Annotated in this window: 19 protein-coding genes; 12 read left to right on the top strand and 7 right to left on the bottom strand. The window is 48.7% G+C overall.

Annotated features, from left to right (window positions below):
• Window positions 1–59: 59 nt before the first annotated feature.
• The 5 genes from ACFQZT_RS29540 to ACFQZT_RS29520 all read left to right on the top strand — a co-directional run bounded on the left by ACFQZT_RS29540 (window position 60) and on the right by ACFQZT_RS29520 (window position 6,909).
• Window positions 60–1,655, top strand: coding sequence for a PucR family transcriptional regulator (locus ACFQZT_RS29540; RefSeq protein WP_379306050.1), 1,596 nt, complete (start codon window positions 60–62; stop codon window positions 1,653–1,655).
• Window positions 1,656–1,740: 85 nt separating this feature from the next.
• A complete protein-coding gene (gene gabT / locus ACFQZT_RS29535; RefSeq protein WP_379306048.1) occupies window positions 1,741–3,096 on the top strand; it encodes a 4-aminobutyrate--2-oxoglutarate transaminase in 1,356 nt (451 codons plus the stop codon).
• A gap of 25 nt (window positions 3,097–3,121) precedes the next feature.
• Window positions 3,122–4,546, top strand: coding sequence for an aldehyde dehydrogenase family protein (locus ACFQZT_RS29530; protein ID WP_379306046.1), 1,425 nt, complete (start codon window positions 3,122–3,124; stop codon window positions 4,544–4,546).
• A gap of 583 nt (window positions 4,547–5,129) precedes the next feature.
• Complete coding sequence (locus ACFQZT_RS29525; RefSeq protein ID WP_379306044.1) at window positions 5,130–5,564, top strand: Calx-beta domain-containing protein; 435 nt, start codon at window positions 5,130–5,132, stop codon at window positions 5,562–5,564.
• A 244-nt stretch (window positions 5,565–5,808) separates the two neighbouring features.
• Entirely contained in the window at window positions 5,809–6,909 is a 1,101-nt protein-coding gene (locus ACFQZT_RS29520; RefSeq protein ID WP_379306042.1) for a stalk domain-containing protein, read from the top strand.
• A gap of 14 nt (window positions 6,910–6,923) precedes the next feature.
• Here ACFQZT_RS29520 and ACFQZT_RS29515 read toward each other — a convergent pair whose 3' ends face one another.
• The 6 genes from ACFQZT_RS29515 to ACFQZT_RS29490 all read right to left on the bottom strand — a co-directional run bounded on the left by ACFQZT_RS29515 (window position 6,924) and on the right by ACFQZT_RS29490 (window position 11,143).
• Window positions 6,924–7,427: a DinB family protein gene (locus ACFQZT_RS29515; protein WP_379306040.1), complete on the bottom strand. Its 504-nt coding sequence runs from the start codon at window positions 7,425–7,427 to the stop codon at window positions 6,924–6,926.
• 101 nt (window positions 7,428–7,528) lie between these two features.
• Window positions 7,529–7,846: a dehydrogenase gene (locus ACFQZT_RS29510; RefSeq protein WP_379306038.1), complete on the bottom strand. Its 318-nt coding sequence runs from the start codon at window positions 7,844–7,846 to the stop codon at window positions 7,529–7,531.
• Window positions 7,847–7,954: 108 nt separating this feature from the next.
• Entirely contained in the window at window positions 7,955–9,334 is a 1,380-nt protein-coding gene (locus ACFQZT_RS29505) for a sensor histidine kinase (RefSeq protein WP_379306036.1), read from the bottom strand.
• On the bottom strand, window positions 9,331–10,011 hold the full coding sequence (locus ACFQZT_RS29500; protein WP_379306034.1) for a response regulator transcription factor: 681 nt from the start codon (window positions 10,009–10,011) through the stop codon (window positions 9,331–9,333). Before ACFQZT_RS29500 ends, ACFQZT_RS29505 begins: the two co-directional genes overlap by 4 nt.
• Window positions 10,012–10,153: 142 nt before the next feature.
• On the bottom strand, window positions 10,154–10,600 hold the full coding sequence (locus ACFQZT_RS29495) for a cupredoxin domain-containing protein (RefSeq protein ID WP_379306032.1): 447 nt from the start codon (window positions 10,598–10,600) through the stop codon (window positions 10,154–10,156).
• A gap of 72 nt (window positions 10,601–10,672) precedes the next feature.
• Window positions 10,673–11,143, bottom strand: a complete 471-nt coding sequence (locus tag ACFQZT_RS29490; protein WP_379306030.1) for an HPP family protein — start codon at window positions 11,141–11,143, stop codon at window positions 10,673–10,675.
• A 144-nt stretch (window positions 11,144–11,287) separates the two neighbouring features.
• On the opposite strand from ACFQZT_RS29490, the gene ACFQZT_RS29485 reads away from it, so the two are divergent.
• From ACFQZT_RS29485 to ACFQZT_RS29455, 7 genes are all read left to right on the top strand, one after another.
• A complete protein-coding gene (locus ACFQZT_RS29485) occupies window positions 11,288–12,172 on the top strand; it encodes a LysR family transcriptional regulator (RefSeq protein WP_379306028.1) in 885 nt (294 codons plus the stop codon).
• Window positions 12,173–12,241: 69 nt separating this feature from the next.
• On the top strand, window positions 12,242–12,847 hold the full coding sequence (uptA, locus tag ACFQZT_RS29480; protein ID WP_379306026.1) for an undecaprenyl phosphate transporter UptA: 606 nt from the start codon (window positions 12,242–12,244) through the stop codon (window positions 12,845–12,847).
• Between the two features lie 83 nt (window positions 12,848–12,930).
• A complete protein-coding gene (locus tag ACFQZT_RS29475; protein WP_379306024.1) occupies window positions 12,931–13,497 on the top strand; it encodes a thioredoxin family protein in 567 nt (188 codons plus the stop codon).
• 36 nt (window positions 13,498–13,533) lie between these two features.
• Window positions 13,534–14,157: an MBL fold metallo-hydrolase gene (locus ACFQZT_RS29470; RefSeq protein ID WP_379306022.1), complete on the top strand. Its 624-nt coding sequence runs from the start codon at window positions 13,534–13,536 to the stop codon at window positions 14,155–14,157.
• Between the two features lie 235 nt (window positions 14,158–14,392).
• Window positions 14,393–14,716 carry a hypothetical protein gene (locus tag ACFQZT_RS29465; RefSeq protein WP_379306020.1) on the top strand — a complete coding sequence of 108 codons (324 nt, stop codon included), beginning with the start codon at window positions 14,393–14,395 and terminating at the stop codon, window positions 14,714–14,716.
• Between the two features lie 177 nt (window positions 14,717–14,893).
• The gene (locus ACFQZT_RS29460; RefSeq protein ID WP_379306018.1) at window positions 14,894–15,259 is read left to right on the top strand and encodes a cupredoxin domain-containing protein; all 366 of its coding nucleotides are present in this window, start codon (window positions 14,894–14,896) and stop codon (window positions 15,257–15,259) included.
• Window positions 15,260–15,651: 392 nt separating this feature from the next.
• Window positions 15,652–16,923 (top strand): methyl-accepting chemotaxis protein, encoded by a 1,272-nt coding sequence (locus tag ACFQZT_RS29455; protein WP_379306016.1) that lies wholly within the window; start codon window positions 15,652–15,654, stop codon window positions 16,921–16,923.
• 48 nt (window positions 16,924–16,971) lie between these two features.
• On the opposite strand, the gene ACFQZT_RS29450 is transcribed toward ACFQZT_RS29455, so the two are convergent.
• The gene (locus ACFQZT_RS29450) at window positions 16,972–17,151 is read right to left on the bottom strand and encodes a hypothetical protein (protein ID WP_379306014.1); all 180 of its coding nucleotides are present in this window, start codon (window positions 17,149–17,151) and stop codon (window positions 16,972–16,974) included.
• Window positions 17,152–17,184 lie beyond the last annotated feature (33 nt).

The raw sequence follows: 17,184 nt of genomic DNA, 5'->3' as shown, positions 1-17,184 counted from the left end.
GTTTATAATGGCATTATAAACTCTTCAGAAGTGCAACTCTATACACGGAGCGTAAACAAATGAAATTAAACGAAGCGTTAAGCCTTAGTTCTTTATCGCGTGTGCGAATCGTTGCTGGTGCGGACTCCCTCGAACGCACGATCCGCTGGACGCATGTCGTTGATTTGCCGGATCCATTGCCATGGGTAAATCCTGGGGATCTTATGCTGACCACGGGGTATGCCTGGCCGCGGGACGATGACCAGCAGCGGGATCTCATCCGTGTTTTTGCGGAAATAGGTCTGGCAGGGCTTGGATTTGCGGTGCCCAATTTTTTCGAAAGCATCCCTGCCGCGACCCGCGAAGCTGCGGAAAAGCACCATTTCCCATTGCTGGAAATCCCTTGGGAAATCCCTTTTTCCTCGATTACCAAAGAAGTTCATGGAGCGATCATTGCGAATCAATATGAACTGCTGGAGCAATCCGAGGCCATTCACCGGGAGCTGATGCGAAGCGCGGTGGAAGCAGAGAGCTTGCAAGACATTGCCGTATTGCTGGGCAGATTAATTGGCCGCAGCTTGACGATCGAGCATCCGGACGGAGCATTGCTGGCATCATGCATCAGGCATGAAGAAGCAGCGGAATGGCGACCGATGGAAGATGAAGGCTTCACGACCGGGATGATCCGGGAAAATTGCTCATTTCTGAAAGCTATGGCGGATACGAATACACAGCCCTTGCATGTGCCCGCAGATGATGGCAATAGCCTGCCGGCCAGATATGTGTGGCCGATTCATATCAAGAAAGAATTGGTCGGACTGCTTTGGGTAATCGAAGGTGAGTTCTCGTTGACCGAGCTAGAAATCCGGGCGATAGAGCACGCTTCCTTGGTAACGGCCTTGCACATCTCAGGTCTCAGACAACGGGTCTCCTTTGAAGCGCAGATTGGACTATCCTTTCTGGAATCGCTCCAGGAAGGCTCCTTTCAACCGACACTTCAATCGCTCAAACGCGCGGAAATATTACGGTTTGATCCGGAGGGTACGTACCGGATGGGCCTGCTTTCCTTAATTTTGCCTGTGCCCTTGTCACCCGAAGGGATTGTAAAGCGCGAGAGGTTTGTAGAAAGACTTCGCAGAGCAATGCTGACTCTAGGGGTGCCTACACTTTTATCCTACAACCAGAATCAGATTACATTTCTCCTGCCGGAACGATTAACCGGCAAAGAGATTTGGCAGAAGTTTCAGAATGAAACGACTCTATTGTTTGCTGTAAGCCGAGCGCATAAAGGAATTGTTGGCGTCCAAAAGGGGTATCAGGAGGTCGTTTCGATGCTTCCGCATCTGACGCCCGGCGACTTTTACGATTATGAAGATCTGTTAGTGCCCAGACTTCTTCTGGGTGAAGAGGATGCCAGAGAGCTGTTCCTGGAAAAAATGTTCAAACCGCTTCAGCAAACTCGCAATGGAGACGTGCTTGTCGAGACACTCGTGGAAGCGGCACGCCATGGGTTTCAGCATAAGAAAACCGCAGAGAAGCTTAGCATTCATCCGAAAACGCTGCGTTATCGTCTGGATAAAGCCATCGAAATCGGCGGCTTTTCGCTGGATGACGAAGACACGCGGTTTAAGATACAGCTTGCAGCACGTATTTTATCCCTTAAGTATAATAAATAAGGGGTAAATTTAGCTGAATGCGCCATATTCTTTATCCCTTTGTGAGTATACAATATAGAAAAATGATCATAAGGGAGATAAAAACATGGATAAAAAACGTAAATTTGTATCTGTAGCGACCGATCTGCCTGGCGTTAAAACGAGAGAACTTTTGGATAAGAGAAAGCAGTATGTATCTAACGGCGTAGGCAATAATTTCCCTTTGTTTGTGCAAAAAGCACAGGGCGCTTTGCTGCTCGATGTAGACGGTAATGTCTTCCTGGATTTTGTTGGTGCTATCGGTACGATCAACGCCGGGCACTGCCCGACAGAAGTCGTCGAAGCGATCAAGAAGCAAGTCGAGCAGTACATTCACACTTGCTTCCACGTCGGCATGTATGAGCCTTATGTGGCATTAGCTGAAAAGTTGGCAAGCATTACCCCCGGCAGCTTTGCGAAGAAGGCAATGTTCCTGAACAGCGGAGCGGAAGCCGTCGAGAATGCCGTCAAAATCGCCCGGAAATATACCGGAAGAACGGGCATCGTATCATTTACGCGCGGATTCCATGGAAGAACGCTGCTCGGCATGTCCCTTACGAGCAAAGTCAAACCGTATAAATTCCAAATGGGGCCATTTGCGCCGGCTACTTATAAAGCGTCGTTCCCCTATCCGTTTCATCGTCCGGAATCGATGACGGAAGAGCAATACTCACAGTTCTGTGTAAACCAGTTTGAGGACTTCCTGCTGACGGAAGCGGCACCCGAAGAGCTGGCAGCCGTCATTATGGAGCCGGTACAAGGCGAAGGCGGATTCATTGTTCCTCCGAAATCGTTTGTTAAGGGAGTTTATGACATCTGCAAGAAACACAACATTTTGTTTATCGCCGATGAAATTCAAACAGGCTTCGGACGGACGGGGAGCATGTTTGCTTGTGAGCATTTTGGCATCGAGCCGGATCTTATTACGTTGTCCAAGTCCATGGCGGCGGGTCTGCCGATCAGCGCGGTTGTTGGAAGAGCGGAAATAATGGACGCCCCGAACCCGGGAGAAATTGGCGGCACCTACGGCGGAAGCCCGCTTGGCTGCGTGGCTGCGCTGGCGGTCATTGAGAAGATGGAACGTGAGGATCTGGGCGGACGCTCCCAAGAAATTGGGGCGACGATTATGAACCACTTCGCTTCCTTGCAAAAAGAATTCCCGGTAATCGGAGACGTACGTGGTCTTGGCGCGATGTGTGCGATTGAGTTCGTCGAACCGGATACCCGCAAGCCGGCTAAAGATTTTGTTGCAAAATTGATTAGGGCCTGCTATGAGAGAGGCGTTATTCTGCTGAGCGCAGGCATTTACGGCAACGTCATTCGCTTCCTGACTCCGCTTGTGATTACTGACGAGCAGTTGCAGGAAGGATTAGAGATTATCAGCGAAGCGTTGGCAGAACTTTACGTACCTGTTCAAAATTAAAGCTGCACTTCGGGGAGGCAATGCCATGATTAGCAAACATTTGATCATTAATGGAAAATACGTTGAGACAAAGTCGTATACGACACTGTACGCTCCATATTCCAAAGAAGCGCTCGCAGAGATCGCAAGCGCAACCTTGCAGGACGTAGAGCAGGCCATTGAGGCTGCAGTACGTTGTAAACCGCAGATGCGAAGCATGCCTGCCCACCAGCGGGCGGGTATTCTGGAGCGGGTATCCGGTTTGCTCGGGTCCCGCCGGGAGGAAGCGGCGCGGATCATTGCCCTGGAAGCGGCTAAGCCGATGAAGGCGGCTCTCGTCGAGGTAGATCGGACGATCCAAACCTATAAATTCGCCGCCGAGGAAGCGAAGCGCATTCACGGCGAGACGATATCGCTGGATGCCGCCCCGGGAGGGGAAGGTCGAATGGCTTACACGGTTCGGGAACCGATGGGTGTCGTTGGCGCGATCACACCGTTTAACTTCCCAATGAATTTGGTCGCGCACAAGCTGGGGCCAGCAATTGCAGCGGGAAATACCATCGTGCTGAAGCCAGCGGAGCAGACACCGCTATCGGCGTACTTCGTAGCCGAGTTATTCATGGAAGCGGGACTGCCTGCGGGCGCATTGAACGTGTTGAGTGGCGATGGCAGGGTGATCGGCGACAAGATTGTGACCGATCCGCGAGTGAGCGTCATCACCTTCACGGGAAGCGCAAGTGTCGGCATCAGCATCCGCGCCAAAGCGGGACTCAAGCGGGTCACGCTGGAATTAGGTTCGAATGCGGCAGTCATTATCGACAAGAATGCCGATGTCGATAAGGCGATTGCACGTTCTGTGACAGGCGCTTTTTCTTTTCAAGGACAAGTGTGTGTCTCCTTACAGCGCATATATGTTCATGAAGAGAAGTATGAGGAGTTCGTTCGGAAATTTGTTGCTTCTGCGGCCGAGCTGAAGATCGGTGACCCGCTGGATGGGGCGACTGACGTATCTGCTTTGATTTCGGAACGCGAAGTGAAGCGAACCTTGGATTGGATTGAGGAGGCAAGGCAGCAAGGAGCCGAAGTCGCTCTGGGAGGGACAGCGAAAGACGGCATTCTGATGCCGACTGTGCTGCTGGGTGTTCCGACCTCTTCGCAAGTATCTTGCAAAGAAGTATTTGCTCCGATTGTGCTCATCAATAAGGTTCAGTCGGTGGACGAAGCCATCGATCTCGTGAACGATTCCGTTTACGGGCTGCAGGCAGGCGTTTATACCGAGAATGTGCATACTGCTCTGGATGCCGCAGATAAACTCCATGTAGGTGGCGTTATGATCAATGACATTCCTACATTCCGCGTCGATCATATGCCTTACGGCGGTGTAAAGGAAAGCGGCGTTGGACGCGAGGGCTTAAAATACGCGATAGAGGAAATGACGGAAATGAAACTGGTTGTCTTTAATCGGAATTAATGTCCGTCACCGGAAGAAGGAAGACACCTGATTTATACGAAGTTTTGCTGAGACTTGGGCAGACTCGTATGACGGACCGCCTTCAGTAGCATTTGTCTAGAAGGAAGTGGAATGACATTCCCCTATTCTTGAGAAGAGCGCACAACAATTGAAAAGATGGAACGTGAGTACGTTAAGCGAGGGGAATGGGCTCTTCGAAAGCCGAAACTACTGAATAGCGGATTATCGTTCCTCTTACACTTTCAAATCGGACGTTTTTTAGAAAATAACGTACTCACGTTCCACCAATGCGGCCCCTTTATTCGTAAAGAGCAGAATGCAGGTGTAACAAGCATTCAGCTTGTATAGTCCCAGAATTTATACCAAAAAACCTCCATTCCACTAGAAGAGTGGATATAGAGGTTTTTTTTCTGCATTTCAACAAGAAAGTGTAGAAATTCACAATCGTTTTGTTAGGTCTGATACAGAATGTATCAAATGCATTGAGCTATACTCATAGTGCGTCTTATATTCCAATGAGGGGAGGATCATTGTTTCATTTTTGTTTTTATGTTTATTAACTTAATCTAGGAGGAATATATCAATGATAAAGATCTTGTCCGCCATGTCAAGCCGTCGCGCCAAATTTGTTCTCGCTTCAAGCCTAGCAGCGCTGCTGTACGTTTGCGGCCATTCTGAGGTTTACGCTAACTCGGCTGGTCAGCTTCAGCTCGACTCGGCCGAATATTCGGTTGCCGAAGGAGACGGTTTCGTGACACTCTCCGTTTCCCGCATGTACGGGGCTAGCGGAACGGTGTCCGTACCTTATTACATCACTGGCGGAACGGCTACGGAAGGCGTTGATTTTAAAGCGGCGAGCGGTGAATTGACGTTTGGCGACGGTGAAACATTCAAAACGATTGAAATCCCCATCATTGACGATCATGAGATCGAAAATACCGAGGGATATGGATCGATATCACCATTTACGATAACGATCAATGGAATCCGGATCCTTGGTATTGATGTTCATAATTGAAAAAAAATCTCCGTTTTGTGTCATTTCCCACAGAATGCACCTTCCAAATTATGTATGATTAGACAGGATTCAATGCGGTGGCCACCAAGTTGACGCAGACCGACCCAGTAACCCTCAGGTTGTTCTCACTCTACAAGTACTTCATCATAATTTCGATTGGAAAGTTTCTCTCCCCCTATATTTTTCCTTTTAAAGCCCATCCCATGAGTAGTTTGATTCATCAGCAGAAAAGGAGTATCCACAAGTGAAAATAAGTATGTTTAAGAAGCCGCTAAGCCTCTTTTTTAGCCTGCTGCTTTTCTTTGCCCTTGCCTCGCAAACTGCGTTCGCCGCTGAGGATCATGTCAAAGTGATGTTGGATGGTAAGCCGCTTCAATTTGACGGGGCTAGACCAGTTATCGTCGAAGGCAATACCCTTGTGCCGTTTCGAAAATTATTTGAAGCCCTAGGCTTTCAAGTAAAATGGGAAGACTCAGGCGCTGTACAGCATGCAATCGGAACGAAGGACAGTCTCGTCATCGATCTTACGATCAACGGCCCAAGCGCAAAAGTAAATGGCAATGCGGTTTCATTGGAAGTGCCTGCACAAATAATCGATGGCAGCACTATGGTCCCCCTGCGGTTCGTAGCGGAAAACAGCGGGAGAGCAGTCACTTTTGCAAATGTTGGCGATTCGTTTGTTATTCATATAGGCAAAAGCGAAGCTGTGGCCTGCACGCCGCCGGCTGGCGGTAACTTTGCTGCCTTCCTCGACATGATGAAAGCTTACAATGAAGTGAAAGGTTATTCATTCCAAGGCACCATGCACATGAAATCCAATGATTCGGACATGACGATGAAGCTGGAAGGAGATATTATGCTTCAGCCGGAATTTGCCCAGCACGTTAAGTCCACTATGCAGATGGCTGGAATGGATATGAATCAAGAGATCATTATGATCAAAAATAAAGCCTATACCAAGGACTCCGTAACAGGAAAATGGACGACGACAGATGTACCAAGCGACGGCATATCTGAAGAAGATCTATCCACTTTCTTCACATGTGAGGCATTAGGTGCAATTAAAGAGATCAAAGTTGAACCGAAAGGCGACGAAATTGTCGTTGACGTCGATTATGATGCGCAAAAGTACGATCAAATCGTGCTCAAGCAAAGCAGCTCCGGTTCCACAACGGTTGCTTTAAAACAGCATTATGTCATTGACGCCAAAACGAATTTGCCAAAGACCATTGCCTTTAAAATGGATTCGAAAGATGAGAATGGAACCTTAACCATGCAGGCCGACTACTCGTATACATTTGGTCCTGTTCAGCCCATATCACCTCCGGAGGGCATGAATAAATAATTGCGGCGAAGATTTTATTCCGAATACCAGTACAAAGCATATTCGGTCATGACCGAAGGAATTCCGATCTGGCGCAGCATGGCTGTTATATTCCCGCGATGATAGGTGCCGTGATTGACGACTTGGAGGACCATTTCCGCTAAACTAGTTTCACGAACGCCCGCATAAGGATTATCCAATGTAATTAACGCCTCCAGATTTTCTTGGCGGTGCAGAAATGATTTAAAGTCTTCAAACAAATTGAGAAATTTGCTCTCGAGTTCTGTCAGACTCAAGGCTTCCATCTCTTGTTGCATCGGCTGGGCATGCGACATGGCTTCGCTCATCGAGTGTCCGGACAACATCGCCAGCCATCCGCAATCGACGACATAGATGTGAGAAAGCGCCTTTGCAAGAGAAGAAAATACACTTTGAATATCTTGGGTGTAAACGGCTTGCGGCAGTTCTTTTAACCGATTGATGATCGTTTTCATAGCCCATACGTGGTAGTCATACATTTGAATGGCGTGATTTGTCATATGAATTCCTCCAATTGTTGTGTTTCTTCTTAATTGGATAATAACAAAGTCACCCTGACAACATTCTGTCAGGGTGACTTTGTTATTTTAAATTTAAAATCTTATCCGCCGAATGCGTTTCGGAAAGCTTGATTCAGCACAGACACTTCAACATTCCATATAGGTGCAATGTCAGGACCGACATGCTCATCGAACCAATCGGCAAGCGCTTTGCGGTTGCTGCCGTTCTCGACAATGAAAGGGAGGTTCAGCATGACCTTTTTCACATAAAGCTCCTCGGCTTCCGCCATTTGCTCCGGTGAGACCCACACTTTGAGCCGCTTAACGGTACGATACAGCTCTTTGCTGCATGCGCGCCGAATCCCTCTCGCAGTCGGGAATTGCTGTTTATGCTTTTCGTTCGTTTGATTTTTCATCATGGAAGCATCCACGCTCCTCTCTACTGCTATGTGTATGCATCGAGAGGGTGTATAGCCACTGGAGGCATGAGCCCGCAGCGCCCAAGTTCATCGTCCCTAAGCGGGGCGTTACAAATGGGGAAGTCTGACTTCGAAGGTGGCGCCTTTACCGATATCACTGTGCACCGCAACGGTGCCCTGGTGGAGATCGACGATTTTCTTGGCGATGGATAGTCCGAGTCCGCTCCCGGAGCGAGCGCGATTCCTTGCTTTATCAGCTTTGTAGAAGCGATCAAAGATATGCGGAAGTTCCGCCGCGGGGATGCCAATGCCCGTATCGCTGATCTTGACGGCGATTTCGGCCGGCAGCTTCTCAATCTCCACACGCAGCGTATCTCCCGGTCGGCAAAATTTAATGCTGTTCGTGATAAAATTGAGCCAAACCTGGTAGAGCAGCTGAGGATCTGCGTTGATTTCGATCTCCGGCAGTTCAAGTTCAATGGCAAGCTGCTTTTCTGTCCACTGCCACTCGGTCACGATCAAAATTTGCCGGATTTGCTCATCCAAGCGGTAAACGGAGCGCTTTACAACGTCTTGTTCTTTGTCTAACGATGCCAAGGTCAGCAGTTGCTTGCTTAACGACGATAAACGCTTGCTTTCATCCAAAATAATTTGCAGATAACGTTCTCTTTCTTCTTCGGATGTTTCTTTATCCAAAATCGAGCCTGCGAATCCTTGTATGGACGTCAACGGGGATTGAATTTCATGCGAGACGTTAGCCACAAATTCTTGTCTCATATTGTCCAGTTGCTTGAGCGATTGAGCCATCTGCGTGAAATCCCGTGCCAAATCCCCGATTTCATCCCGCCGAGATACATCCATAGCGATCTCATAATCGCCGCCGACGATTCGATTCGTCGCTTCCCTCAGCTTTTTAACGGGTTTAACGATATACTGTGAGAACAGGACGATCAGAATGATGCTGAACATAAACGTCAGCCCCAGGAGAAAGGCCATCAAAATGCGCACGTCCCCGATTTGCTGCTCCAGATTGGGCCGCACGAAAATCGCTAGCGTTTTCCCCTTGATCTGGATGGGAACCCCGATACTGTTAGAGATGCTATTTTCAAAAAAACCGGTTACCATTAAAAAATGCCGCTCCTGCAAGACACCCCGATATGTTTCCCCGGCGAGAACGCGTCTTACTTGTTCAGGATCGATCTGCTGATGTTTGAAAGGAGCCCCATAAAACGTACCTTCCATCTGCTCGTTAACCGCATAGATTTGAAACCCCATGTTGGCGATATGGGTGAAGTATGATGCCGGATCAAGATCGGGCGTCTGCTCGTAGAGGGTGCGGATTTGTTCCGCGATATTCATGATTTTTTGCTCGTTTTCTCCACGCAATGTCTTTACATAATAAGCGTTGGAGAGGATAAGCGCGAGCAGGCTGCTGACCATGGCAATGAGAATAAAAGTAACAACGATACGGATATATAACGTTTTCATCTTTCATTCGCCTCAAGTTTATAGCCGAGCCCGCGCACGGTCGTAATGACGAAATCATCCGTTTTCTCATAAAATCGCTCACGCAGGCGCTTGATATGCACATCAATCGTGCGGCTGTCGCCTTCATAGTCCGTCCCCCATACCAGCTGAATCAACTGCTCTCTGGTGAAAATGCGGCCCGGATGACTGGCTAATTGCGCCAGTAATTGAAATTCCTTGAGCGGCAGCAGCAGCGATTCCTCGCCGATACGCACTTCATAACTTTTGCGGTCGATCACAGTATTATTTAATGTGATCACTTCCGAGGACACAAGCTGATAGCGGCGCAGCAATGCCCTAGCCCGAAACAGCAGCTCTTTGGGCTCGAAGGGTTTAACCATGTAGTCGTCCGTTCCGGATGAGAATCCTCTCTCTTTGTCTTCGAGTGCTCCCTTGGCCGTGAGCAAAATGACGGGGATATCGTAATGCTCGCGTATTTCCGAGCAGAGTTCCAAACCGTTTTTAGCAGGCATCATCACATCTACGACAGCTAGATGAATTTGCTCGGTTTCCATAAGCGCCGAAGCTGTTTCGCCATTATCCGCCTCCAACACGGCATACCCTTCCTTTGAAAATAAAAAACGCAAAAGCTCGCGAATGTGAGCGTCGTCATCGACAACGAGTATATTGGTTTTCATGGGCCCAGCACCTTCCCCTGGCAATCTTAGAACATTGGGAACAGTGTAAACGAAAAAGCCCCTTATTTCCACTATTAGGCATAGAACCCGTTCAAAAGGGTTTAAGCTAAGAGCAGCATATAAGGGGTGGTCATAAGAAAATTTAATCGACAACGATGTAGCCGATCATAGGGCCTCCATGCGCAATGTCGGCATGCGTCATACAGATGAGACGGAATATGCCTTCCTGTTGAGGCGTAAAGGTGACGACGGTTTCTTTTCCTTTCTTAACTTCTCCGCTGATATTCAGCCCTTCGATTAAAAAGGGATGGCTCTCACCGTTCACGCCGTAGATGCTGAGTTTGACCTTCTCGCCCTTATGCACGACGATAGTGCCTGGGTCCCAGCGGTAGGCTTCAATCGTTTTCCCATCGCTGGTCGTCGACTTGAATTCGCCCGTCACCATGTGAATCGTTCGTTCGACTATCGGTTCTGCAAGCGTAGGGATGATGCGACCCCGGTTTGCATACAGCAAGCCGGAGAGGATCAGAAGCAGCGCGGCTGCTGCAAGAAGGAGATGCGTGCGTTTAATCACAATGATTCGGGACATGGCTGGTCCGCCTCCTGTACAAGGGTCTTGTCTTGTACATCTTATGCAGAGGCTTGTCAGCGCATGATTAAGTTACCACCACTTCGTGGGATAACTCACCTTTGTTGCCCGGTGATAGCCCAGCGCCACAAGCACGAGCAGCACCGCGCCAAGCAGCACCGGCGTGAACAAGAAGCTCCATTTCGCGCCGGTTAGCATCACAAGCAGCGGGTCTGCACCGGCCGGCGGATGGAGTGTGCGCGACATCAGCATAAGCGCAATGGCGGCGCCGACGGCGAGTGCCAAGCTCCATGCATGCACGCCGAAAGCGGTCAAGGCGCAAAGCCCGACGAGCGTGCTGAGCGCGTGGCCGCCGACAAGGCTTCGCGGCTGTGCGAGCGGGCTTTGCGGCAGGGCAAAGGCGATGACGCAGGAAGCGCCGAATGGCGCCATCAGCAGCGAGACCTTCGCAGCATCGCCGAGCAAGCCGCACACCAGGATGGCCAAGAAGCCGCCGCCACCCGGCAGCAGGATGCTCAGAACAGATTTTATAGTCGGATTCATCTCAAACACTCCTCTTTGCTTTTATTGAGTCCGATGATATCATGGATCATATATATTTGAATAACGAATGATTTCGATATTAGGTATTTGTAAATTCGATGGATTGGCGGTGAAAACGTGATTGAGCATATGGATGGACGCAGTATGAAAACCTTTGTGACGGTCATGGAGGAGCAGAGCTTCAGCAAAGCAGCCTTACGGCTCGGATACGTACAATCAACGGTGACGATGCATATTCATCAATTGGAGCAGATGCTGGGCAAGCCATTGTTTCGGCGGCTGCCCCGCGGTGTCGAGCTCACTGAAGCCGGCAAAGAGGTGGCGCCGTTCGCTTACCGCTTCCTGCAATTGGGCGAGTCGCTCCAGGACAAAATGAATGGTCTTGATGAGCCCAAAGGGACCGTTCGTTTAAGAGCGCTCGAATCGTTTTGCGTGCCGCATATGCCAAAGCTGTTGCCGGAGGTCTTCGAACGATATCCACAAATCCAATTGCATCTCGAAACCGGGTTTCAGCGCGATATTACGCAAGAAGTGGCGGCGTACCGGGTAGATCTGGGAATTGTACCGCGCAATCCGCAAGCGCGTAATCTCGAATTCATTCCGCTTCTTGAGGACGTGCTTGTTTGGGTGGGTTCCCCGGGTCTTGTCCGTACGATGGATGAGGAAGGATGGGGTGCGGCTGCATCCACCAAAGTGATCGGTTTCGGCGGCCGCTGCATTTACCAGACCATGGCCGGACAGCAACTCACCGGGAAGGGGATTTCCGCTTTTACCTCGCTTGAATTCGATAGCTCTGAGATGATAAAGCAGACGGTTATTTGTGGAATGGGTCTGGCTCTCCTCCCTCTAACCGCTGTGGAAAAGGAACTAAGAGCAGGCAAGCTTGCACAGCTTGCATCCGAGAAACCGATTCCTGTTGAACACGGGCTTATTCATGTGAAAGGCAAGGAGTTGAGCGCTCCGGTTCGAGCTTGCAAAGAGCGGATCATTTCCTTCTTTCAGGAACAACATAGCAGCGAAACTGGTTGAAGCGATCTTGTCTATGGTAGAATATCAGTTAGACAAGATAAGGATAATTTTGTGGAGAGAGGGCTAAGAATGGGTGAGTTTATTCACAATGTTTTGTTGTATTTGGAAGGGCTCGGCTACTGGGGGATTTTCCTTGGATTAATGCTCGAGGTCATTCCTAATGAGCTATTGCTGGCCTATGCGGGCTATCTGGTGTCCAAAGGCGAAATTAACTTTATCGGTGCCATTATTTGCGCCGTAGTCGGCGGTACGTTAGCGCAAATTGTGCTTTATTGGATCGGTCGTTACGGAGGCAGACCGTTTTTGGAGAGGTACGGCAAATATTTGCTGATCAGCAAGCATCATATTGATGTGGCTGAAGATTGGTTTAACCGCTATGGCACGGGCATGATTTTCACAGCTCGATTCATCCCGATCGTACGTCATGCGATTTCTATTCCCGGCGGTATGGCCAAAATGCCTCTAGGCAAATTCACGCTCTACACTAGCCTTGCCCTTGTTCCATACTCGATCTTGTATGTATATCTCGGGAAGAAGCTTGGTGATAATTGGGAGACCATTAACCAAATAGCCGGTCCGACCATTAAGAAACTCATTATCGCAGCCATCGTGCTGACAATTCTGTATGTCGCCTACCAATTTTATGTGAAAAGAAAAGCGAAATCGCAAAAATAAGCCCAAATCAATTTGGAGCTTTTGCCTATATTTGCTACAATTATACTAGGAATTAAAAGATAAACATTGGAGGTTGGAGACGGATGACTACGAATCTTGCAAACAAGCTGCGCACGGGCTTAAAGCCGCAGCAATTTATTGACGGCATGACCAAGAACCAGGAGCAATTTCTCGCCTATTACAACGGATTCGAATGGGCGAATGAAGAGGACCAAGAGTTCTTTGAATCGCTGAACAATCGCGACGATTTGCGCTGCCTCATCGTAGCTGCGGATTGGTGCGGAGACGTGGTTCGCAATGTGCCGGTCGTATTCAAAGCGTTGGAGAACAGTGGAGTTCCTACAGAAGTACTAATCATCGAGCAAAATTACGATGTTATCGACCAGTTTCTTACTGGCGGTGGAAGAGGCATTCCGAAAGTGATTTTCACGGATACTGGCGGTTTTGTATTAGGTCATTGGGGGCCGCGTCCTGCTCATGTTCAAGCAGTTATGACACAGTTCAAGCAAGAGAACCCGGATCGTGAAGCGCCGGACTACAACGAGAAAATCCAAGTGGCCAGAGCCGAAATGGGCCGCCAATATGGCGAAGGCAACGGCTATCATGCCGTTATCGTTAAAGAACTTCGTGAGTTAATCTCTACCTTCTAAATTCAAATAAGCGCAAAAGATTGAGAGCGAATCGCTATGATTAAGATTGATTCTTTTCCTTTGGGACCCTTAAGTACGAATGCTTACTTGCTTTCTGACCCGGAAACCAAGAAGGGCATCATTATCGATCCCGGCATGAACCCGCAGCCTCTGATCAAAAAGATTGCCGATCTGGAGATCGAGGCGATTCTGCTGACGCATGCGCACTTCGATCATATCGGAGGCGTTGACCAAATCCGCAAGCTCAAAGGCTGTCCGGTGTACATCCACGATCTGGAGGCGGATTGGCTGACCAATCCGAAGAAGAACGGCTCCGCGCGCTGGCCGGAGCTGGGCGCGGCGATTGAAACCGAGCCCGCGGAATATGCGCTGGACGAAGGCCAAACGCTCGAATTCCTCGGGATTCGGCTGCAAGTGTTCCACACGCCCGGTCATTCTCCGGGGAGTGTGAGCTTCTTGTACGACAAGCACTTGTTTAGCGGTGACGTGCTGTTTAAGCTGTCGGTAGGCCGCACCGACCTGGCGGGTGGCGACTCGAATACGCTGCTCGATTCGATTCAAGAGAAGCTGTTCGTTCTGGACGATGACGTGATCGTCTATCCCGGACACGGCGCCAAGACGACAATTGGCTTCGAAAGAGACAATAATCCATATGTGTGAAGAAAAGGGCTGTCCGATCTGCGGGCAATCCTTTTTGCGTCTGAAAAATGATATGCAGCATGGATGGACAAATGGTTATAGCTCGTTCGCCCATGACAGCTAACCATTTTTGGGTGATCTGGGTGTTTACCGTGTTCGAGGTAGGTGCTCTCCCATAGACTGATGTTGTAAGTAATTCACCTAAACCTAATGATAACTACAACATTAGCTTCTAAATTGAGGAGGTGCTTTTCTCATGGAACATGTAAAACCAGGCTATGTAGCACCGGTATATCCGGCACAGCCGATGCCGATGCCGATGCCGGCGCCAATGCCGATGCCAGCCCCGATGCCTGCACCAATGCCGATCGCGCAAGCTCCGATTTACAAACCCGTGCATAATGACATTCATCTGCATGCATCTTACCAACAAACGTCCGTTGTATTCCCTAAACCGGTTGCTCATGTAGCAGCAGCCCCTGTAGCAGCAGCCCCTTATAGCTCGGCTGGAAGTATTCTTGTTCTTTTCATCCTGCTGGTTATTATTACAAGAGGCTTTATTTCACACCACAAATGCTAGGATAGAACTTCGCTTGTATCCCTGCACTCCGATCAAGGAGATGTGGGGATTTTTTTATGGCCAGACACGAAATCTCCAAATTCCGCTGCTTGGTGTGTGATGATCCTCACAGTAGGCTCCCCATATCCTTGTTACACTTGTTAGGCAGTAGAACATGCGAAAATGGAGGGGTGTAGGATGAAGAAGCAAATTGTGAGTTTGGCTATGTTGGTTGTTATGTCGCTGGTATTTGCAGCATGCGGCAATGATGCGGGTACGTCCTCAAAAACAGCCGCCGGGGAGACCAAAGAGATCACCATTCATGCGAAAAATTTTGAATTCGATCAAAAGGAAATACGTGTGAATAAAGGGGATACGGTCAAACTAACCCTGGAAAATACGCAAGGGAGCCATTCGGTTAAAATTGACGGGTACAACAAAGAAATTCAGGCAGGCAAAACGGTCACCTTCACAGCGGATAAAACCGGCGAGTTTAAGTTTATTTGCAATGTATTCTGCGGCCAGGGCCACGGCGAAATGACAGGCAAACTGATCGTACAATAAGTTTACGTTTCAGTCAGTGACAGAACATCTGTCACTGATTTTTTTGTGTCAGTTTAGCGGTTAAAATAAAGCGCGAGTTAGAGCTGTGAAGCATTTGAAGGGGAAATGTACCCGGAATAAGGCGTTGCAGACAGGTGGGGATGCTGCCGGCGTGTCTCGAACGATATTTTTCATCTTTACAGACGAGAAGATGGCGGATTGACGAAGACAAGTTCGTTCCCAAACGTACGGCTTTAGACAAAGATCCAGCCGCAGCCTCAGGTTTTTCTCATGAATTTGCCCATGGCTATGATCAATATCACAGCGCGAGCAATTCTGGAATGATGTAATGGAAGCATCCACTTATGGAATGTGGGTACGACATCAAATGTAGAAGCGAAGGTGTGATACTAATGAAATTGGGCGTAGTTGGAAAAATTGTATTTGGCATTATCAGCGTATCCATGGTGACCTATGGCTGTAGTGCTTTCTTTATTTTTTATTTGAAAGATCGGATTGCTCCTGGTGTTTCGGATTGGATATACCTCTCTATTGTTCTATCGCTTGGTATTTTTTGGACTGGCTTATTAGGATGGTTCGGCGCATCGTGGTTCATAAAACCGTTAGTCCGGTTGACTAACGCGGCGAATGAAGCGGCAACAGGCAACTTGCAAGTGCAGATTCCAATGTACCGCTCCAATGACGAAATTCGCTTACTCAGTCAGTCATTTGAAAAAATGATTACAAATCTGCGGCAGATGATTATCGATATTTCTGACAATGTTTCATTTACGGATAACCATGCCGGGGCTTTAAGCGGCGGTATGCTTCAAGCATCCAAGCAGATCGAATTCATTGCGGGTGCTGCGGAAGTGATATCCGGCGGCGCCACGGAACAAGCCATTTCAGCACAAGGGACTTTACAAGCTGTTGTACAGATTAAACAAGCCGCTAGTGAAATCGGGAGACAAGCGGGAGAGTCACAGCAAGTTTCCAAAGAGATGCTGCAAACGATTGAGGAAAGCGAAAATATCGTGCGTTCGCTCGTGCAAGGGATGCTGAACTTGGCCGTATCGAATCGGGAGTCCCTCGAGGTTGCCACACAGCTGCGTGATAATGCGAAGGAAATCCGGAGTATTTCCCAGGTTGTCGGAGATATCGCAGAACAGACCCATCTGCTTGCATTAAATGCTTCGATTGAGGCGGCAAGAGCGGGCGAACATGGCTCCGGATTTATGGTGGTAGCGGGGGAGATTCGCAAATTGGCCGAACAAAGCTCGATAGCTGTGAAGGATATTGCTCAGTTAATCAACCGGATTGATACGGATATAACCGGAGTTGTCTCCAAAATTACCGCGCAAGAGCAGCTTGCAAGCCGCGAAGTCGTGCATGGAGAGGAAGGGAAAACTGCACTCGACCGGATCAACGGCGCCGTATTGGAAACTGCAAAAGCCGTTGAAACCATTGCCGGCAGCATAACTGATCAGATCCGGCAGATTGAGGGCGCTTTGGTTAAGACGAACAAAGTGGCGGAGATTGCCAATCATATTTCTTTGGAAACGAAACAGGTTGCATCTTCCGTTCAAGAACAAATGGCTGTTATGGAAGAACTATCTTCGTCGTCGGAAATGTTGAAAAGTCAGGCCAATCTGCTGAATTCCAAAATAAACGTGTTTCATCTCTAGTTGATTATTTAAGAGGGACAACAGGTCTGTTATTCCTCTTTTCCCATTTCACCATAAATACTCTTCTTGAAGGCCTGCTTGCTGCAGAAAATTCATACATTCATTTTTTTCTCTAGCAATATCGTCTGCAGGAAGGTCACCTGTCTTTTCAACAAAGGCAGCCCCGAACTCGTCGTAAAAATCATCACGTAACATGTTGAGGATTTCATCTTTTAGTTCTTGCATCATAACCAACTCCTTGTTGTTTTTGTGATTTTACTA

Source organism: Paenibacillus sp. GCM10027628, from assembly GCF_042676385.1.
GTDB lineage: Bacteria > Bacillota > Bacilli > Paenibacillales > NBRC-103111 > Paenibacillus_E.
This window is presented reverse-complemented; position numbering and strand designations above follow the sequence as displayed.